Annotated in this window: 15 protein-coding genes; 12 read left to right on the top strand and 3 right to left on the bottom strand. The window is 70.6% G+C overall.

Annotated features, from left to right (window positions below; translation table 11 throughout):
- Window positions 1–10: 10 nt before the first annotated feature.
- The 8 genes from sufD (at window position 11) to ACIOMQ_RS19340 (ending at window position 6,395) form a co-directional block, all read left to right on the top strand.
- Window positions 11–1,228: a Fe-S cluster assembly protein SufD gene (gene sufD, locus ACIOMQ_RS19375; protein WP_362206131.1), complete on the top strand. Its 1,218-nt coding sequence runs from the start codon at window positions 11–13 to the stop codon at window positions 1,226–1,228.
- Window positions 1,228–1,545 carry a bifunctional 3-phenylpropionate/cinnamic acid dioxygenase ferredoxin subunit gene (locus ACIOMQ_RS19370; RefSeq protein WP_093539686.1) on the top strand — a complete coding sequence of 106 codons (318 nt, stop codon included), beginning with the start codon at window positions 1,228–1,230 and terminating at the stop codon, window positions 1,543–1,545. Before sufD ends, ACIOMQ_RS19370 begins: the two co-directional genes overlap by 1 nt.
- Before the next feature lie 7 nt (window positions 1,546–1,552).
- The gene (gene sufC / locus ACIOMQ_RS19365) at window positions 1,553–2,317 is read left to right on the top strand and encodes a Fe-S cluster assembly ATPase SufC (protein ID WP_266736468.1); all 765 of its coding nucleotides are present in this window, start codon (window positions 1,553–1,555) and stop codon (window positions 2,315–2,317) included.
- A complete protein-coding gene (locus ACIOMQ_RS19360) occupies window positions 2,314–3,570 on the top strand; it encodes a cysteine desulfurase (RefSeq protein ID WP_362206128.1) in 1,257 nt (418 codons plus the stop codon). The genes sufC and ACIOMQ_RS19360 overlap by 4 nt, the downstream gene beginning before the upstream one ends.
- A gap of 26 nt (window positions 3,571–3,596) precedes the next feature.
- Window positions 3,597–4,052: a Fe-S cluster assembly sulfur transfer protein SufU gene (sufU, locus tag ACIOMQ_RS19355; protein WP_335935977.1), complete on the top strand. Its 456-nt coding sequence runs from the start codon at window positions 3,597–3,599 to the stop codon at window positions 4,050–4,052.
- A complete protein-coding gene (locus ACIOMQ_RS19350; protein WP_401264493.1) occupies window positions 4,049–4,402 on the top strand; it encodes a metal-sulfur cluster assembly factor in 354 nt (117 codons plus the stop codon). The genes sufU and ACIOMQ_RS19350 overlap by 4 nt, the downstream gene beginning before the upstream one ends.
- A gap of 256 nt (window positions 4,403–4,658) precedes the next feature.
- Entirely contained in the window at window positions 4,659–6,053 is a 1,395-nt protein-coding gene (locus ACIOMQ_RS19345; protein ID WP_401943103.1) for a hypothetical protein, read from the top strand.
- Between the two features lie 129 nt (window positions 6,054–6,182).
- Window positions 6,183–6,395, top strand: a complete 213-nt coding sequence (locus tag ACIOMQ_RS19340; protein ID WP_362206124.1) for a superinfection immunity protein — start codon at window positions 6,183–6,185, stop codon at window positions 6,393–6,395.
- 65 nt (window positions 6,396–6,460) lie between these two features.
- On the opposite strand, the gene ACIOMQ_RS19335 is transcribed toward ACIOMQ_RS19340, so the two are convergent.
- Window positions 6,461–7,483 carry a hypothetical protein gene (locus ACIOMQ_RS19335; RefSeq protein ID WP_362206122.1) on the bottom strand — a complete coding sequence of 341 codons (1,023 nt, stop codon included), beginning with the start codon at window positions 7,481–7,483 and terminating at the stop codon, window positions 6,461–6,463.
- A gap of 194 nt (window positions 7,484–7,677) precedes the next feature.
- Here ACIOMQ_RS19335 and ACIOMQ_RS19330 point away from each other — a divergent pair, with 194 nt between their 5' ends.
- Both ACIOMQ_RS19330 and ACIOMQ_RS19325 read left to right on the top strand, forming a co-directional pair.
- Complete coding sequence (locus ACIOMQ_RS19330) at window positions 7,678–7,998, top strand: multidrug efflux SMR transporter (RefSeq protein WP_351078852.1); 321 nt, start codon at window positions 7,678–7,680, stop codon at window positions 7,996–7,998.
- Window positions 7,998–8,534, top strand: coding sequence for a TetR/AcrR family transcriptional regulator (locus tag ACIOMQ_RS19325; protein ID WP_401756767.1), 537 nt, complete (start codon window positions 7,998–8,000; stop codon window positions 8,532–8,534). Before ACIOMQ_RS19330 ends, ACIOMQ_RS19325 begins: the two co-directional genes overlap by 1 nt.
- 181 nt (window positions 8,535–8,715) lie before the next feature.
- Here ACIOMQ_RS19325 and ACIOMQ_RS19320 read toward each other — a convergent pair whose 3' ends face one another.
- Window positions 8,716–9,603 carry a winged helix-turn-helix transcriptional regulator gene (locus tag ACIOMQ_RS19320; protein WP_362206117.1) on the bottom strand — a complete coding sequence of 296 codons (888 nt, stop codon included), beginning with the start codon at window positions 9,601–9,603 and terminating at the stop codon, window positions 8,716–8,718.
- A gap of 107 nt (window positions 9,604–9,710) precedes the next feature.
- Here ACIOMQ_RS19320 and ACIOMQ_RS19315 point away from each other — a divergent pair, with 107 nt between their 5' ends.
- A complete protein-coding gene (locus ACIOMQ_RS19315; RefSeq protein ID WP_401756769.1) occupies window positions 9,711–10,988 on the top strand; it encodes an MFS transporter in 1,278 nt (425 codons plus the stop codon).
- Window positions 10,989–11,079: 91 nt separating this feature from the next.
- Window positions 11,080–12,069 (top strand): 2,3,4,5-tetrahydropyridine-2,6-dicarboxylate N-succinyltransferase, encoded by a 990-nt coding sequence (gene dapD, locus ACIOMQ_RS19310; protein WP_362206113.1) that lies wholly within the window; start codon window positions 11,080–11,082, stop codon window positions 12,067–12,069.
- Here dapD and dapA read toward each other — a convergent pair.
- Window positions 12,066–12,950, bottom strand: coding sequence for a 4-hydroxy-tetrahydrodipicolinate synthase (gene dapA / locus ACIOMQ_RS19305; protein ID WP_401264482.1), 885 nt, complete (start codon window positions 12,948–12,950; stop codon window positions 12,066–12,068). The genes dapD and dapA overlap by 4 nt on opposite strands.
- Between the last annotated feature and the right edge of the window lie 159 nt (window positions 12,951–13,109).

Genomic DNA, 13,109 nt, shown 5'->3' with positions numbered 1-13,109 from the left:
TACGACAGCCATGGCTGAGGCTCAGAACTCCCCCACTCTCGGCTCCGTTCGAGCGGGGGGACCCCCTCCGGCTGGTTCCACCACCACCGGGTCCATCGCGGTGGCCGCCGAGTCGACCGTCGCCACGCGCATGAGCGCGCCCCCGTCCTTCGACGTTGCGGACTTCCCGGTTCCGCACGGCCGCGAGGAGGAGTGGCGGTTCACGCCGCTGGAGCGGCTGCGCGGGCTGCACGACGGCACGGCCGTCGCCACCGGCGGCGCCGTGAAGGTCGCGATCGACGCGCCCGAGGGCGTCACGGTCGAGACCGTCGGTCGCGACGACTCCCGGCTCGGGAAGGCCGGCATCCCGGTGGACCGCGTCGCCGCCCAGGCGTACACGTCCTTCGAGCAGGCGTCCGTCGTCACGGTCGCCAAGGAGGCCGTGCTCACCGAGCCGATCCGCATCGCGGTGCACGGTGAGGGCGGTGTGGCCTACGGCCACCAGGTCGTCGAGCTGGGCGCCTTCGCCGAGGCCGTCGTCGTGATCGACCACACGGGCGACGCGGTGCTCGCCGCCAACGTCGACTACGTCCTCGGTGACGGCGCGAAGCTGACCGTCGTCTCCGTGCAGGACTGGGACGAGACCGCGGTCCACGTCGGACAGCACAACGCGCTGGTCGGCCGGGACGCCTCGTTCAAGTCGATCGTCGTCACCTTCGGCGGCGACCTCGTCCGCCTCCACCCGCGCGTCAGCTACGCGGGCACCGGCGGCGAGGCCGAGCTCTTCGGTCTGTACTTCACCGACAAGGGCCAGCACCAGGAGCACCGCCTCCTGGTCGACCACAACACCCCGCACTGCAAGTCCAACGCCGCCTACAAGGGCGCGCTCCAGGGCGACGGCGCACACGCGGTGTGGATCGGTGACGTCCTCATCCGGGCCCTGGCCGAGGGCACCGACACCTACGAGATGAACCGCAACCTCGTCCTCACGGACGGCGCGCGGGTCGACTCGGTGCCGAACCTGGAGATCGAGACCGGCGAGATCGTCGGCGCCGGCCACGCCTCCGCGACCGGCCGATTCGACGACGAGCAGCTCTTCTACCTGATGTCCCGCGGCATCCCGGCCGAGGAGGCCCGCCGGCTCGTCGTGCGCGGCTTCTTCGCCGAGCTCGTCCAGCAGATCGGTCTGCCGGACGTCGAGGCGCGGCTGCTCGACAAGATCGAGACCGAGCTGAAGGCTTCCGTCTGATGGCCTTCGTCAAAGCCTGCGCGCTGAGTGAGCTGGAGGACGACACCCCGAAGCGGGTGGAGCTCGACGGCGTCCCGGTGTCCGTCGTCCGTACCGAGGGCGAGGTGTTCGCGATCAACGACATCTGCTCGCACGCGAACGTCTCGCTGTCCGAAGGAGAGGTCGAGGACTGCATGATCGAGTGCTGGCTGCACGGCTCCAGCTTCGACCTCCGCACCGGCAAGCCGTCCGGCCTCCCCGCGACGCGCCCCGTCCCCGTATACCCCGTCAAGATCGAAGGGGACGATGTGCTCGTCTCCGTCACCCAGGAGTCCTGAGTCACCCATGGCAACGCTTGAAATCCGCGACCTGCACGTCTCCGTCGAGGCCGACAACGCCACGAAGGAGATCCTCAAGGGCGTCGACCTGACCGTGAAGCAGGGCGAGACCCACGCCATCATGGGCCCCAACGGGTCCGGCAAGTCCACCCTCGCGTACTCCCTCGCGGGTCACCCCAAGTACACGATCACCAGCGGTTCGGTGACCCTGGACGGCGAGGACGTCCTGGAGATGACCGTCGACGAGCGCGCCCGCGCCGGACTGTTCCTCGCGATGCAGTACCCGGTCGAGATCCCCGGTGTCTCGGTCTCCAACTTCCTGCGCACCTCCGCCACCGCCGTCCGCGGCGAGGCGCCCAAGCTGCGTACCTGGGTGAAGGAGGTCAAGGAGACGATGGGCCGGCTCCAGATGGACCCGGCGTTCGCCGAGCGCAACGTCAACGAGGGCTTCTCCGGCGGTGAGAAGAAGCGTCACGAGATCCTTCAGCTGGAGCTCCTCAAGCCGAAGGTCGCGATCCTCGACGAGACCGACTCCGGCCTGGACGTCGACGCCCTGCGCATCGTCTCCGAGGGCGTCAACCGGGTCCGCGAGACCGGCGAGGTCGGCACCCTGCTGATCACGCACTACACGCGGATCCTCCGTTACATCAAGCCCGACTTCGTGCACGTCTTCGCCAACGGCCGCATTGCCGAGTCCGGCGGCGCCGAGCTCGCCGACAAGCTGGAGAACGAGGGCTACGAGGCATACGTGAAGGGTGGCGCTTCCGCGTGACACAGCTGCCGGGCCTCCTCGACACCGAGGCGATCCGCAAGGACTTCCCCCTGCTGGATCGGACGGTCCACGACGGGAAGAAGATCGTCTACCTGGACAGTGCGGCGACCTCGCAGAAGCCGCGCCAGGTGCTCGACGCACTCAACGAGTACTACGAGCGGCACAACGCCAATGTGCACCGTGGCGTGTACACGATCGCGGAGGAGGCCACGGCGCTGTACGAAGGCGCCCGTGACAAGGTCGCCGCGTTCATCAACGCGCCCAGCCGCAACGAGGTGATCTTCACCAAGAACGCCTCCGAGTCGCTCAACCTCGTGGCCAACATGCTCGGCTGGGCCGATGAGCCCTACCGGGTGGACCACGACACCGAGATCGTCACCACGGAGATGGAGCACCACTCCAACATCGTGCCGTGGCAGCTGCTCTCGCAGCGCACGGGCGCGAAGCTGAAGTGGTTCGGCATCACCGACGACGGCCGGCTCGACCTGTCCAACATCGACGAGATCATCACGGAGAAGACGAAGATCGTCTCCTTCACCCTGGTCTCCAACATCATGGGCACGATCAACCCGGTCGAGAAGATCGTCCGCCGTGCCCAGCAGGTCGGCGCGCTGGTCTGCATCGACGCCTCGCAGGCCGCCCCGCACATGGTGCTCGACGTCCAGGCGCTGCAGGCCGACTTCGTGGCCTTCACCGGCCACAAGATGGTCGGCCCGACCGGCATCGGCGTGCTCTGGGGACGGCAGGAGCTCCTGGAGGACCTGCCGCCGTTCCTCGGTGGCGGCGAGATGATCGAGACCGTGTCGATGCACTCGTCGACGTACGCCCCCGCGCCCCACAAGTTCGAGGCCGGTACGCCCCCGATCGCCCAGGCCGTCGGCCTCGGCGCGGCCGTGGACTACCTCTCGGCGATCGGCATGGAGAAGATCTACCAGCACGAGCACGCGATCACCCAGTACGCGGTGAAGCGGCTCCTGGAGGTCCCGGACCTCAGGATCATCGGTCCCGCGACCGCCGAGGACCGCGGTGCCACGATCTCCTTCACACTCGGTGACATCCACCCGCACGACGTGGGCCAGGTGCTCGACGAGCAGGGCATCGCGGTCCGGGTCGGACACCACTGCGCACGGCCGGTCTGCCTGCGGTACGGAATTCCTGCGACGACGCGAGCGTCGTTCTATCTGTACTCCACGCCCGCCGAGGTCGACGCCCTGGTGGACGGACTGGAACACGTACGGAACTTTTTCGGTTAATACGTAGAGCGGCTGAGGGTTGACTGGTGAAGCTTGATTCCATGTACCAGGAAGTGATCCTGGACCACTACAAGCACCCCCACGGGCGCGGCCTGCGGGACGGCGACGCCGAGGTGCACCACGTCAACCCGACGTGCGGCGACGAGATCACTCTCCGGGTGAAGTACGACGGCGAGACCATCGCCGATGTGTCGTACGAGGGTCAGGGCTGTTCCATCAGCCAGGCCAGCGCATCCGTGCTGAACGATCTGCTGGTCGGCAAGGAGCTGGGCCAGGCGCAGAAGATCCAGGAGGCATTCCTGGAGCTGATGCAGTCGAAGGGCCAGCTGGAGCCGGACGACGCGATGGAGGAGGTACTGGAGGACGCGGTGGCGTTCGCCGGTGTCTCGAAGTACCCGGCCCGGGTCAAGTGCGCGCTGTTGAGCTGGATGGCGTGGAAGGACGCGACGGCGAAAGCGCTGTCCGAAGGGAAGACGGCATGAGCGACAACACGGTGGCATCCAACGAGGAGCTCACGACCAAGCCGGCCTCCGAGGAGGAGGTCCGCGAGGCCCTGTACGACGTCGTCGACCCCGAGCTGGGCATCGACGTCGTCAACCTGGGCCTGATCTACGGCATCCACATCGATGACGCGAACATCGCCACCCTCGACATGACCCTGACGTCCGCGGCCTGCCCGCTGACCGATGTCATCGAGGACCAGGCGAAGTCCGCGACCGACGGCATCGTCAACGAGCTGCGGATCAACTGGGTCTGGATGCCGCCGTGGGGCCCGGACAAGATCACGGACGACGGTCGCGAGCAGCTGCGCGCGCTGGGCTTCAACGTCTGAGCCGTCCGCACCGACGAACGGCCCCCGGCTTCTGCCGGGGGCCGTTTCGTGTTGCCGGCCGCGGCCGAGGCGTGTTGCCGGTCATGGCCGAGGCGTGGTGTCGGCCACGGGCGAGGCGTGTTGCCGGCCACGGCGGCCGCGGCTGAGGCCCCGGTGAAGAGCCGGATGTTCTTCCTGGGGACGCACGGGGTATGCGGGCAGTTGGTCCGGGAGGCGGACCGTGCTCCTCGACATCGCGCCGACGAGAGGTCCCCCTGTGTCCCGTCATCCTTCGCCGTACCGCCGCCGCACCGCCATCGCCGCGAGCGCCGTTCTCGGACTGACCGCCGTCGGGCTGAACGCCCCCGCGCACGCCGTGAGTTACGGAACGCCGACGATCGGGCTCTCGGTCTCCTACCTCTCCGGTGCCGTCGGCGCGAGCGGTGACCCCGTGGTGACCGTCACCGTGGCGCAGAGCGGCGCCGACGCCGGAGCGCTCGGTGTGGCGGCCTCCGCCAGTTCCAAGCCCTCGGTCGCCGGGACCGGGGACGTGACCGTGACCGGGAGCGGCGCCACCCGGCAGCTCGCGGTGGCCGCGCACGGGCGCGGCTACACGGACCTCACGATCAAGGTCACCGGGCTGGGCGGCAAGACCGCCACGAAGAAGCTGCACTACGCGGCGTCGGCCGCCGTGCAGAACGCGGCCGACACGCGGTACTTCACCGGATCCTCGGACGCCTCGGCAGCCGTCGACGCGGGTGACGGATACGTGGTCGTGGCCGACGACGAGTCCAACACGCTGCGCCTGTACGACCGTTCCGCATCCGGTGCGCCCGTGAAGAGCTGGGACATCGGTGCGGAGCTCGGGGTGTCGAAGGAGATCGACATCGAGGCCGCGGCCCGGGTGGGGAACACCGTCTACTGGACCGGATCGCTCGGCAACAACAAGGACGGCGAGTACAAGGCCGACCGCAACACCGTCTTCACCACGACGGTGACCGGGTCGGGTGCCGCCACCCGGCTGACGGTGGGCGGCTCGTACAAGAAGCTCCGTGACGACCTCGTGGCCTGGGACAAGGCGAACGGCAACCGGTTCGGCTTCGCCGCGGGAACGGCGGACGGTGAGGCGCCCAAGCAGATCGACGGGTTCAACATCGAGGGCCTGGAGTTCGCGCCCGGCTCGACGAGCACCGCGTACCTCGGCTTCCGCGCGCCCCTCGTGCCGCCGAAGGCCGGGGGCAAGGCCCTGATCGTGCCCGTCACCAACTTCGACAAGGTGGCCGGCAGCGGCGCCAAGGCGGTCGTCGGTGCGCCGATCGAGCTGGACCTCGGCGGGCTCAGCATCCGGGACATCCGCAAGAACGCCGCCGACCAGTATCTGATCGTCGCCGGTTCCTGGGCGGCCGACGGCAACTCCGATCCGTACGCCCTCTACACGTGGGACGGTGTCGCCGCGCACGCCCCCGTCAAGCGGGCCGATCTGCCGACCGCCGACCCGGGCGGCTGGGAGGCCGTCGTCGAGGTTCCGGACCTGGCGGTTCCGGGCGCCCGGGCGCAGCTGATCACCGACGCCGGATCGGCCGACCTGTACGGGGACGGCACGGAGGCGAAGGACCTCGACCACGCCGAATGGAAGAAGGCCAGGGCCGTCTGGTTCACCGTCGGCAGCTGACGGCGCGGGCGGGAGGGGCATCGAGCACGATGCCCCTCCGTTGTCGCGGGTCCGGTGACCCCTGCGGGGGCCCGGCCATGAGGTATCGTCAAACTCCTTGTCCACACCGCTACTTGGGGGAGTACGTCGATGGATCTGGGGAATCTGGGCCCCATCGCCATAGTGGTTGCCCTGTTGCTGGTCGTCGCCTATTTCGTACCGGCAGTGGTGGCGTTCAGCCGGGGCATGTCCAACCGGGGCACGGTGCTTGTGATCAACCTGTTTCTGGGGTGGACCGTGATCGGCTGGATCGTCGCACTCGCGATGGCCGCCGGGAGCAATCGGCCCGCCGCTCATTACTGAGGGCTGTTCTTCTTCTGCGTGCTCGCTCCGAAGAACCCGCTCGTCGACCGGGGCCGGGGCAGGCGCTACGGGCCGTACCGCGGCGGTACGGCCGCCGCCTCGGCGAGGACCGGGCCGAGGTTCTCCGTGCGCATGCGCCGGTCGACGTAGACGAGTCCGGTCACCAGTTGCGGGAACGTCGCCGAGATGAGCTGACCGATCAGCTGGCCCAGCGCCATGATCACCATGTAGCCGCTCATGGCGAAGACGATCGAGGCGGGGTTCGGGTCGTCGTTCAGGGTCGAGCCGCCGATGACACCGGAGAACATGCCGAGGAACGAGAACGGGATCTGGATGATGTAGTTCGCCACGGCGGCGATCAGGGAGGCCAGCAGGGTGATCCCGAAGACCCGCCACCAGTCGCCGCGCACCAGCTGCGAGGAGCGGCGCAGGCCCGCCACCGGGCGCTGCACCTCGAAGACCACGGCCGAGGGGGCCAGGCAGAACTTCACCCAGAGCCAGGCTGCGAGGGGCGCGGTGGCCAGGGCGCCCAGGAAGCCGAGCGAGGTCCACAGCGCGATGCCGGACCCGTGCGACATGCTGATGGCGCCGATCATCAACGCGAAGAAGCCGATCACCGCGAGTACCATCGGGATCATCGCGATCAGGACGGACAGGATCACCGTTCCGATCACCGCCGGCACGCGGGCCCAGGCCCGGCGCCAGATCACGGCGAAGGTGGTCGGCCTGCCCAGTACCGCCTCCTGGAGGATCGCCGGAACCGTGGCGTACATCATGGCCGTACTGACCATGAACGCGACCATCGCGACCAGCCAGACGGCGCCGAAGCCGGTCAGCAGCGGCACCAGGTCCGCCGACGTCGGATCCTCCTCGGCGCTGAGCGAGACGACGTGGCGCAGATGGTCGCCGGTCGCGGAGTACGCGATCAGGGCCGCCACTCCCACGAGCACCAGCGCGCCGCCGTACACGGCCGCGCCTATGCCGAACAGCTGCTTCCAGTAGCGCCCCATCGTGCTGAAGGCGCCGCCGAGTATCTCCCCGAGCTTCAGGGGCGCCAGCGGTATCACTCCCGGCTTCGGCGGTGGCATCCAGCCGCCCCATCCCGGTGGCCCTCCGTACGGTGCTCCACCGTACGGCGCACCGCCACCGCCCCACCCTGCGTCCTGCGTCACTGCTGCTCCGTTGTGTGGTCGTCCTGTGTGCTGGCCGGGACACCGTAGCGTCCCGGCCGGCACCGAGCGCCCCTGCCGTGGTGCGAGCGGCGATGCGTACACTCGTACACATGGGTTATGGACTGCTTGCCGCGGCGATCGCGGCCGAGGTGGCCGGTACGACGGCCATGAAATACAGCGAGGGATTCACCCGGCTCTGGCCCTCGCTGATCACCGTCGCGGGCTATCTCATCGCCTTCACCCTGCTCGCCCAGACGCTGAAGACGCTGTCGATGGGCACCGCCTATGCCATCTGGGCCGGGATCGGCACCGCCGCGGTCGCCGCCATCGGCATCCTCTTCATGGGGGAGTCCGGCAACCTGGTCAAGCTGGCGGGCATAGCGCTGGTCATCGCCGGAGTGGTGGTGCTGAACCTGGGAGGGGCCCACTGATGGCGCGCCGCTACGACCCCGAGCGGCGCGGACGCATCGTCGACGCCGCGATCAGGGTGGTGGGCGCCAAGGGCATCGCGGGGCTCAGCCATCGTTCCGTCGCGGCCGAGGCCGATGTGCCGCTCGGCTCGACGACGTATCACTTCGCCTCGCTGGACGAGCTGTTGATCGCGGCGCTGCGCCGGTCGAACGAGAACTTCGCCGAGGTCATCCGGGAGAGCGAGGCCCTGGCCGATCCGGCCGTCGACCTCGCCGGGGAACTGGCCGGGCTGCTGGGGGAGTACTTCCGTGGCGGGCGCGGACGGGCCGAGCTGGAGTACGAGCTGTATCTCGCCGCGCTCCGCAGGCCCGCGCTGCGGCCGGTCGCCGCCGAGTGGACCGACGGCACGGCCGAACTGCTGTCCCGGCGCACCGATCCGGCCACGGCGCGGGCGCTGATCGCGCTCATGGACGGGATCTGCCTGCAGGTGCTGCTCACCGGCGGGGAATACGACGAGGCGTACGCGAAGGAGATGCTGGGACGCCTCGTGCCCTGACGCCTCCGGCTCCTGACGCCTCCGGCTCCGGACGGCTCCGGCTCCCAACAGCTCCGGGTCCGGACGATTCCGGCTCCCGGCGATTTCGGCTCCGTGCGGCCTCGCCCCCGGCTCCGGACGGCTCCGGCTCCGGCTCCGGTCCCGGGCGTCCGGCGGGCTGCGTTTTCGGGCCGCCCCGGCCTCACTCGTCGGGCAGGTCCGCCCCTCGGACCGCCGTCAGGGCCGCCCGTACGCTCGCCTCGATGTCCGTGATCGGGTACAGCGCCTCGCGGACCGTCCGGTCCCGGTCCACCACCAGCGTCAGCCGCTTCAGCCGGCTCGTTCCCGCCGCGCGGAACGTCGGCAGCCGCAGGGCCGCCGCCAGCTCCAGCTCCGCGTCGGACAGCAGCGGGAAGCGCAGCCCCTCCGCGTCCGCGAACGCCCTCTGCTCGTCGGGGCGCTGGGTGGACACCCCGTGCACGGTCGCGCCCGCGGCCGTGAATTCGGCCAACTGGTCGCGGTACGTGCAGGATTCGAGGGTGCAGCCAGTCGCGCCCGGGATCTGCGCCCAGCCCGGCGGATAGGCGTCCCGGCGGGCGTAGGCGCCGGGGAAGCAGTACAGGACGGTGTACGGGGTGCCGGCGACCGGGTCGCGCGGGGCGCCGTCGTGGTCCAGCAGCCGCAGCTCGGGCAGGCGCGTGCCCACCAGGGCGTGCACCCGGGCCGCCTCCTTCGACGCCTCGGTCGCCGTCGCCGTCATCTCTCCGTCTCCCATCACCCAGGTGTCGCCCCAGTCCTGGAGCGCGATCAGTACGGGCAGCAGCGCGCGGCCACGCCCGGTGAGCCGGTACTCGTACCGGGGCGGCCGGTCCTGGTACGGCTCCCGGGACAGCACTCCCGCGTCGACCAGCAGGCGCAGCCGCTCGGTCAGCACCTTGCGGGACACGCCCAGTTCTTCCTGGAGGGCGTCGAAGCGGTGCACCCCGCGCGCCGTGTCCCGCACGATCAGCAGGGTCCACCAGTCGCCGACGACATCGAGCGCCTGGGCGATCGCGCAGGCGGCGTCGGCCAGGCTGGTGCGCTGGGGCATGGGCTTCTCCGTCGGTCGGCCGCGGCCGTCTCCATCTGATTGACCTCTGGCCAACCATGATGCCATAGTCCGTTCCCAAGAGGAACTTACCGGGGAGGGTGTTGCCGATGGGGTTCTTCGGGATCGTGCGGGACGTACCGCGCACAGTACGGCTGCTGGCCTTCGGCTCCTTCCTCAACGGGGTCGTCAGCTTCACCTTCGTCTACCTCTTCGTCTATCTGACCGGCCCGCGCGGGCTGACCGTCCCGCAGGCCGGAGTGATCGCGGGCGTCGGCGGCATCGGTCTCGTCGCGGGGAACTTCACCGGCGGCTGGTTCGGGGACCGCTACGGCCACCGCCGGATGCTCCTGACCGGCGCGCTGGTCAGCGGGACCGCACTCGCCGCCCTGCCGGTCCTGCCGGTCGTCGCGATGTACGGGGTGCTGCCGCTCGCGCAGTACGCGGCAGGCGTCGTGCGCGCCGCCAACTCGGCACTCGTCGCCGTCTCCGTTCCCGAGGGAGGGCGACGCCAGAGCTTCGCCCTCGTGCGGGCCGGGGGCAACGCCGCGTTCGCCGTCGGCCCGCCGCTCGGCGCGCTGATCGCCGCCCGCTTCTCGTACGACTGGCTGTTCGTCGCCGACGGCCTCGGGACGCTGCTCTTCGCCGGATACGCGGCGACGGTGCTCCCGGGGCACGGCAGCGCGCACGGCCGCCCGGTGCGCGATCCCGGCGCCCCCGGGCTCTGGCGGGAGCTGCGGGCCGGGCCCGCGGTGCTGGTCCTGCTCGCCGCGATCCTCTGCGTCGACCTCGTCTACCGGCAGCAGTACTCGACCCTGCCCGTCTTCCTGTCCGAGCACGGTCACAGCGCCCAGTTCTACGGCTGGCTGCTCTCCATCAACGGCGGCCTCATCCTCCTGCTGGAACTCCCCGCGGCGCACGCGCTGCGCCGACGCGCGCCGCTGGGCATCGTGGGCACCGGGCTGCTGCTCGTGGGGCTGGGCTACGCGGTGCTGATCCCGGGGGCCGGGGCGCTGTTCGCCGTCACGATGATGGCGTCGCTGACCGCGGGCGAGATCCTCTACAAGACCACTGCGACGGCGTACGTCGCCGACCGGGCCCCCGCCCATGCCCAGGGCCGCTTCCAGAGCCTGTACGCGGGCGCCTCCATCAGCGGTCAGGTACTCGCGCCACCGCTCGGCGGCGCCCTCTACGCCGCCGCGCCCGGACTGCTCTGGCCGGCCTGCGCCGTGCTGGCCGGCGGTGCGGGGGCGGCGGTGCTGGCGGCCCGGCGGCTGCCGGGAGCGGCAGCGGGGCGTGGGCCTGGGCCGCGTCCGGGGGCGGCGCGGGTGCCGGTGTGCGAGGAGGCCTCCGCACCGGCACCCGAACGGCAGACGCAGCCCGGCTGACCGGGTGGTCGCGGGCCGCCGGGGGCCGTGCCGCGACCACCCGGCGAGACCGGTTGGCTCCGACGGCGCCCCGCCGGTTAGGTTTCGTGTCATGACCGACACGACTCCTGCTCGCACCACCGGCGCCGTCGCCGCCGGCCTCGCCACCATCGCCGGCGACGGTTCCGTTCTCGACACCTGGTTCCCCGCCCCCGAGCTCACCGCCGAGCCGGGCCCGGCCGGAACCGAACGGCTCACCCCCGACCAGGCCGTGAACCTCCTCGGCGAGGGCGCCGCCAAGGCCGTCGGCGTGGACGCCCGCCGCGGTGTCGAGGTCGTCGCCGTGCGTACGGTCATCGCCTCGCTCGACGACAAGCCGCTCGACGCCCACGACGCGTACCTGCGCCTGCACCTCCTGTCGCACCGCCTCGTCCAGCCGCACGGACAGAACCTCGACGGCCTCTTCGGCCTCCTCGCCAACGTCGCCTGGACCTCGCTCGGCCCGGTCGCCGTGGACGACGTGGAGCGGGTGCGGCTGAACGCCCGCGCCGAGGGCCTGCACCTCCAGGTCACCTCGGTCGACAAGTTCCCCCGGATGACGGACTACGTCGCGCCGAAGGGCGTCCGGATCGCCGACGCCGACCGGGTCAGGCTCGGCGCGCACCTCGCCTCCGGTACCACGGTCATGCACGAGGGCTTCGTCAACTTCAACGCGGGCACCCTCGGCACGTCGATGGTCGAGGGCCGGATCTCCGCGGGTGTCGTCGTCGGCAACGGCTCCGACATCGGCGGCGGCGCCTCCACCATGGGCACCCTCTCCGGCGGCGGCAAGGAGCGCATCGTCATCGGCGAGCGCTGCCTGATCGGCGCCGAGGCCGGTGTCGGGATCGCGCTCGGCGACGAGTGCGTCGTCGAGGCGGGGCTGTACGTCACGGCCGGCACCCGCATCTCGCTGCCGGACGGCCAGATCGTCAAGGCCCGCGAGCTCTCCGGCGCCTCGAACATCCTCTTCCGCCGCAACTCGGTCACCGGCGCCGTCGAGGCCCGCCCGAACAACGCGGTCTGGGGCGGCCTCAACGACGTCCTGCACAGCCACAACTAGCGCGTGGCGGCGAGGAGTTCCTCGTACACCCTCCGCAGCCCGTCGGCCGCCTCGCGTCCGGCGGGCTGCAGCGGTTCACGGACCGGACCGGCGTCGAGCAGGGCCTTCGCCGTGACCGTGCCGGGCAGCCCGGACGCCATCATCGCCTCGGTGAGCGGGACGGTCAGCCGGTTGAGCCGGGCGGCCCCGGCGGTGTCCCCGGCGTCGAAGGCGTCCAGGACCGCCCGCAGCTGCCTGGGTGCCACATTGGCGACCGTGCTGACATAGCCCGCCGCGCCCACCGCGTACAGCGGCAGATTCAGCTCCTCGCAGCCCGAGTAGTACGCCAGCGGCGTCGCGCCCATCACCTTCGTCGAGCCGAGGAGGTCGTAGGCGCAGTCCTTCACGGCCACGATGCGCGGGTGCTCCGCGAGCCGCAGCAGGGTATCGGGCTCGATCCGGGTGCCGGTGCGGCCGGGGATGTCGTACAGCATCAGCGGAAGGCCGGTGGCGTCGGCGACGCGCCGGAAGTGTGCCTCGACGGCGGCCTGCGGCGGTCTGCTGTAGTACGGAGTCACCACCAGCAGGCCGTCCGCGCCCGCCTGTTCGGCCTGCCGGGCGAGGGTGGCGGTGTGCCGGGTGTCCGGGCTGCCGACCCCGGCGACGATCGGCACGCCGTCGCCGACCGCCGCCCGGACGGCCCGCAGCAGTGCGGTCTTCTCGGTGTCGGTGGTGGTCGGGGACTCGCCTGTGGTGCCGCTGAGCACCAGACCGTCGCAGCCGTCGGCGACCAGGGAGGCGGCAAGCTTCCCGGCGGCGTCCGGGTCCAGCGCTCCGGAGGCGGTGAACGGCGTGATCATGGCGCAGAGTGCGCGGCCGAAAGGGGCTACGGAAGCTGTCATTCCAGAAGTGTCGGTCGACCGGACCGTGAAGGTCCACTTAGTTCTGCTTCGGGTGAAGGCGAAGAAGAACTCAACAGTCGGGGAAGCGGGTCCGCGCTCTGGCATGATCGAACACCTATGCGGCAGGCCGACACGGGGGACGGGTGCATGACCGTACGG

The sequence above is a fragment of the Streptomyces sp. NPDC087845 genome, from assembly GCF_044742755.1.
Classification (GTDB): Bacteria; Actinomycetota; Actinomycetes; order Streptomycetales; family Streptomycetaceae; genus Streptomyces.
Note: the sequence above shows the minus strand (reverse complement) of the source record. Positions and strands in the feature narration are given on the sequence as shown.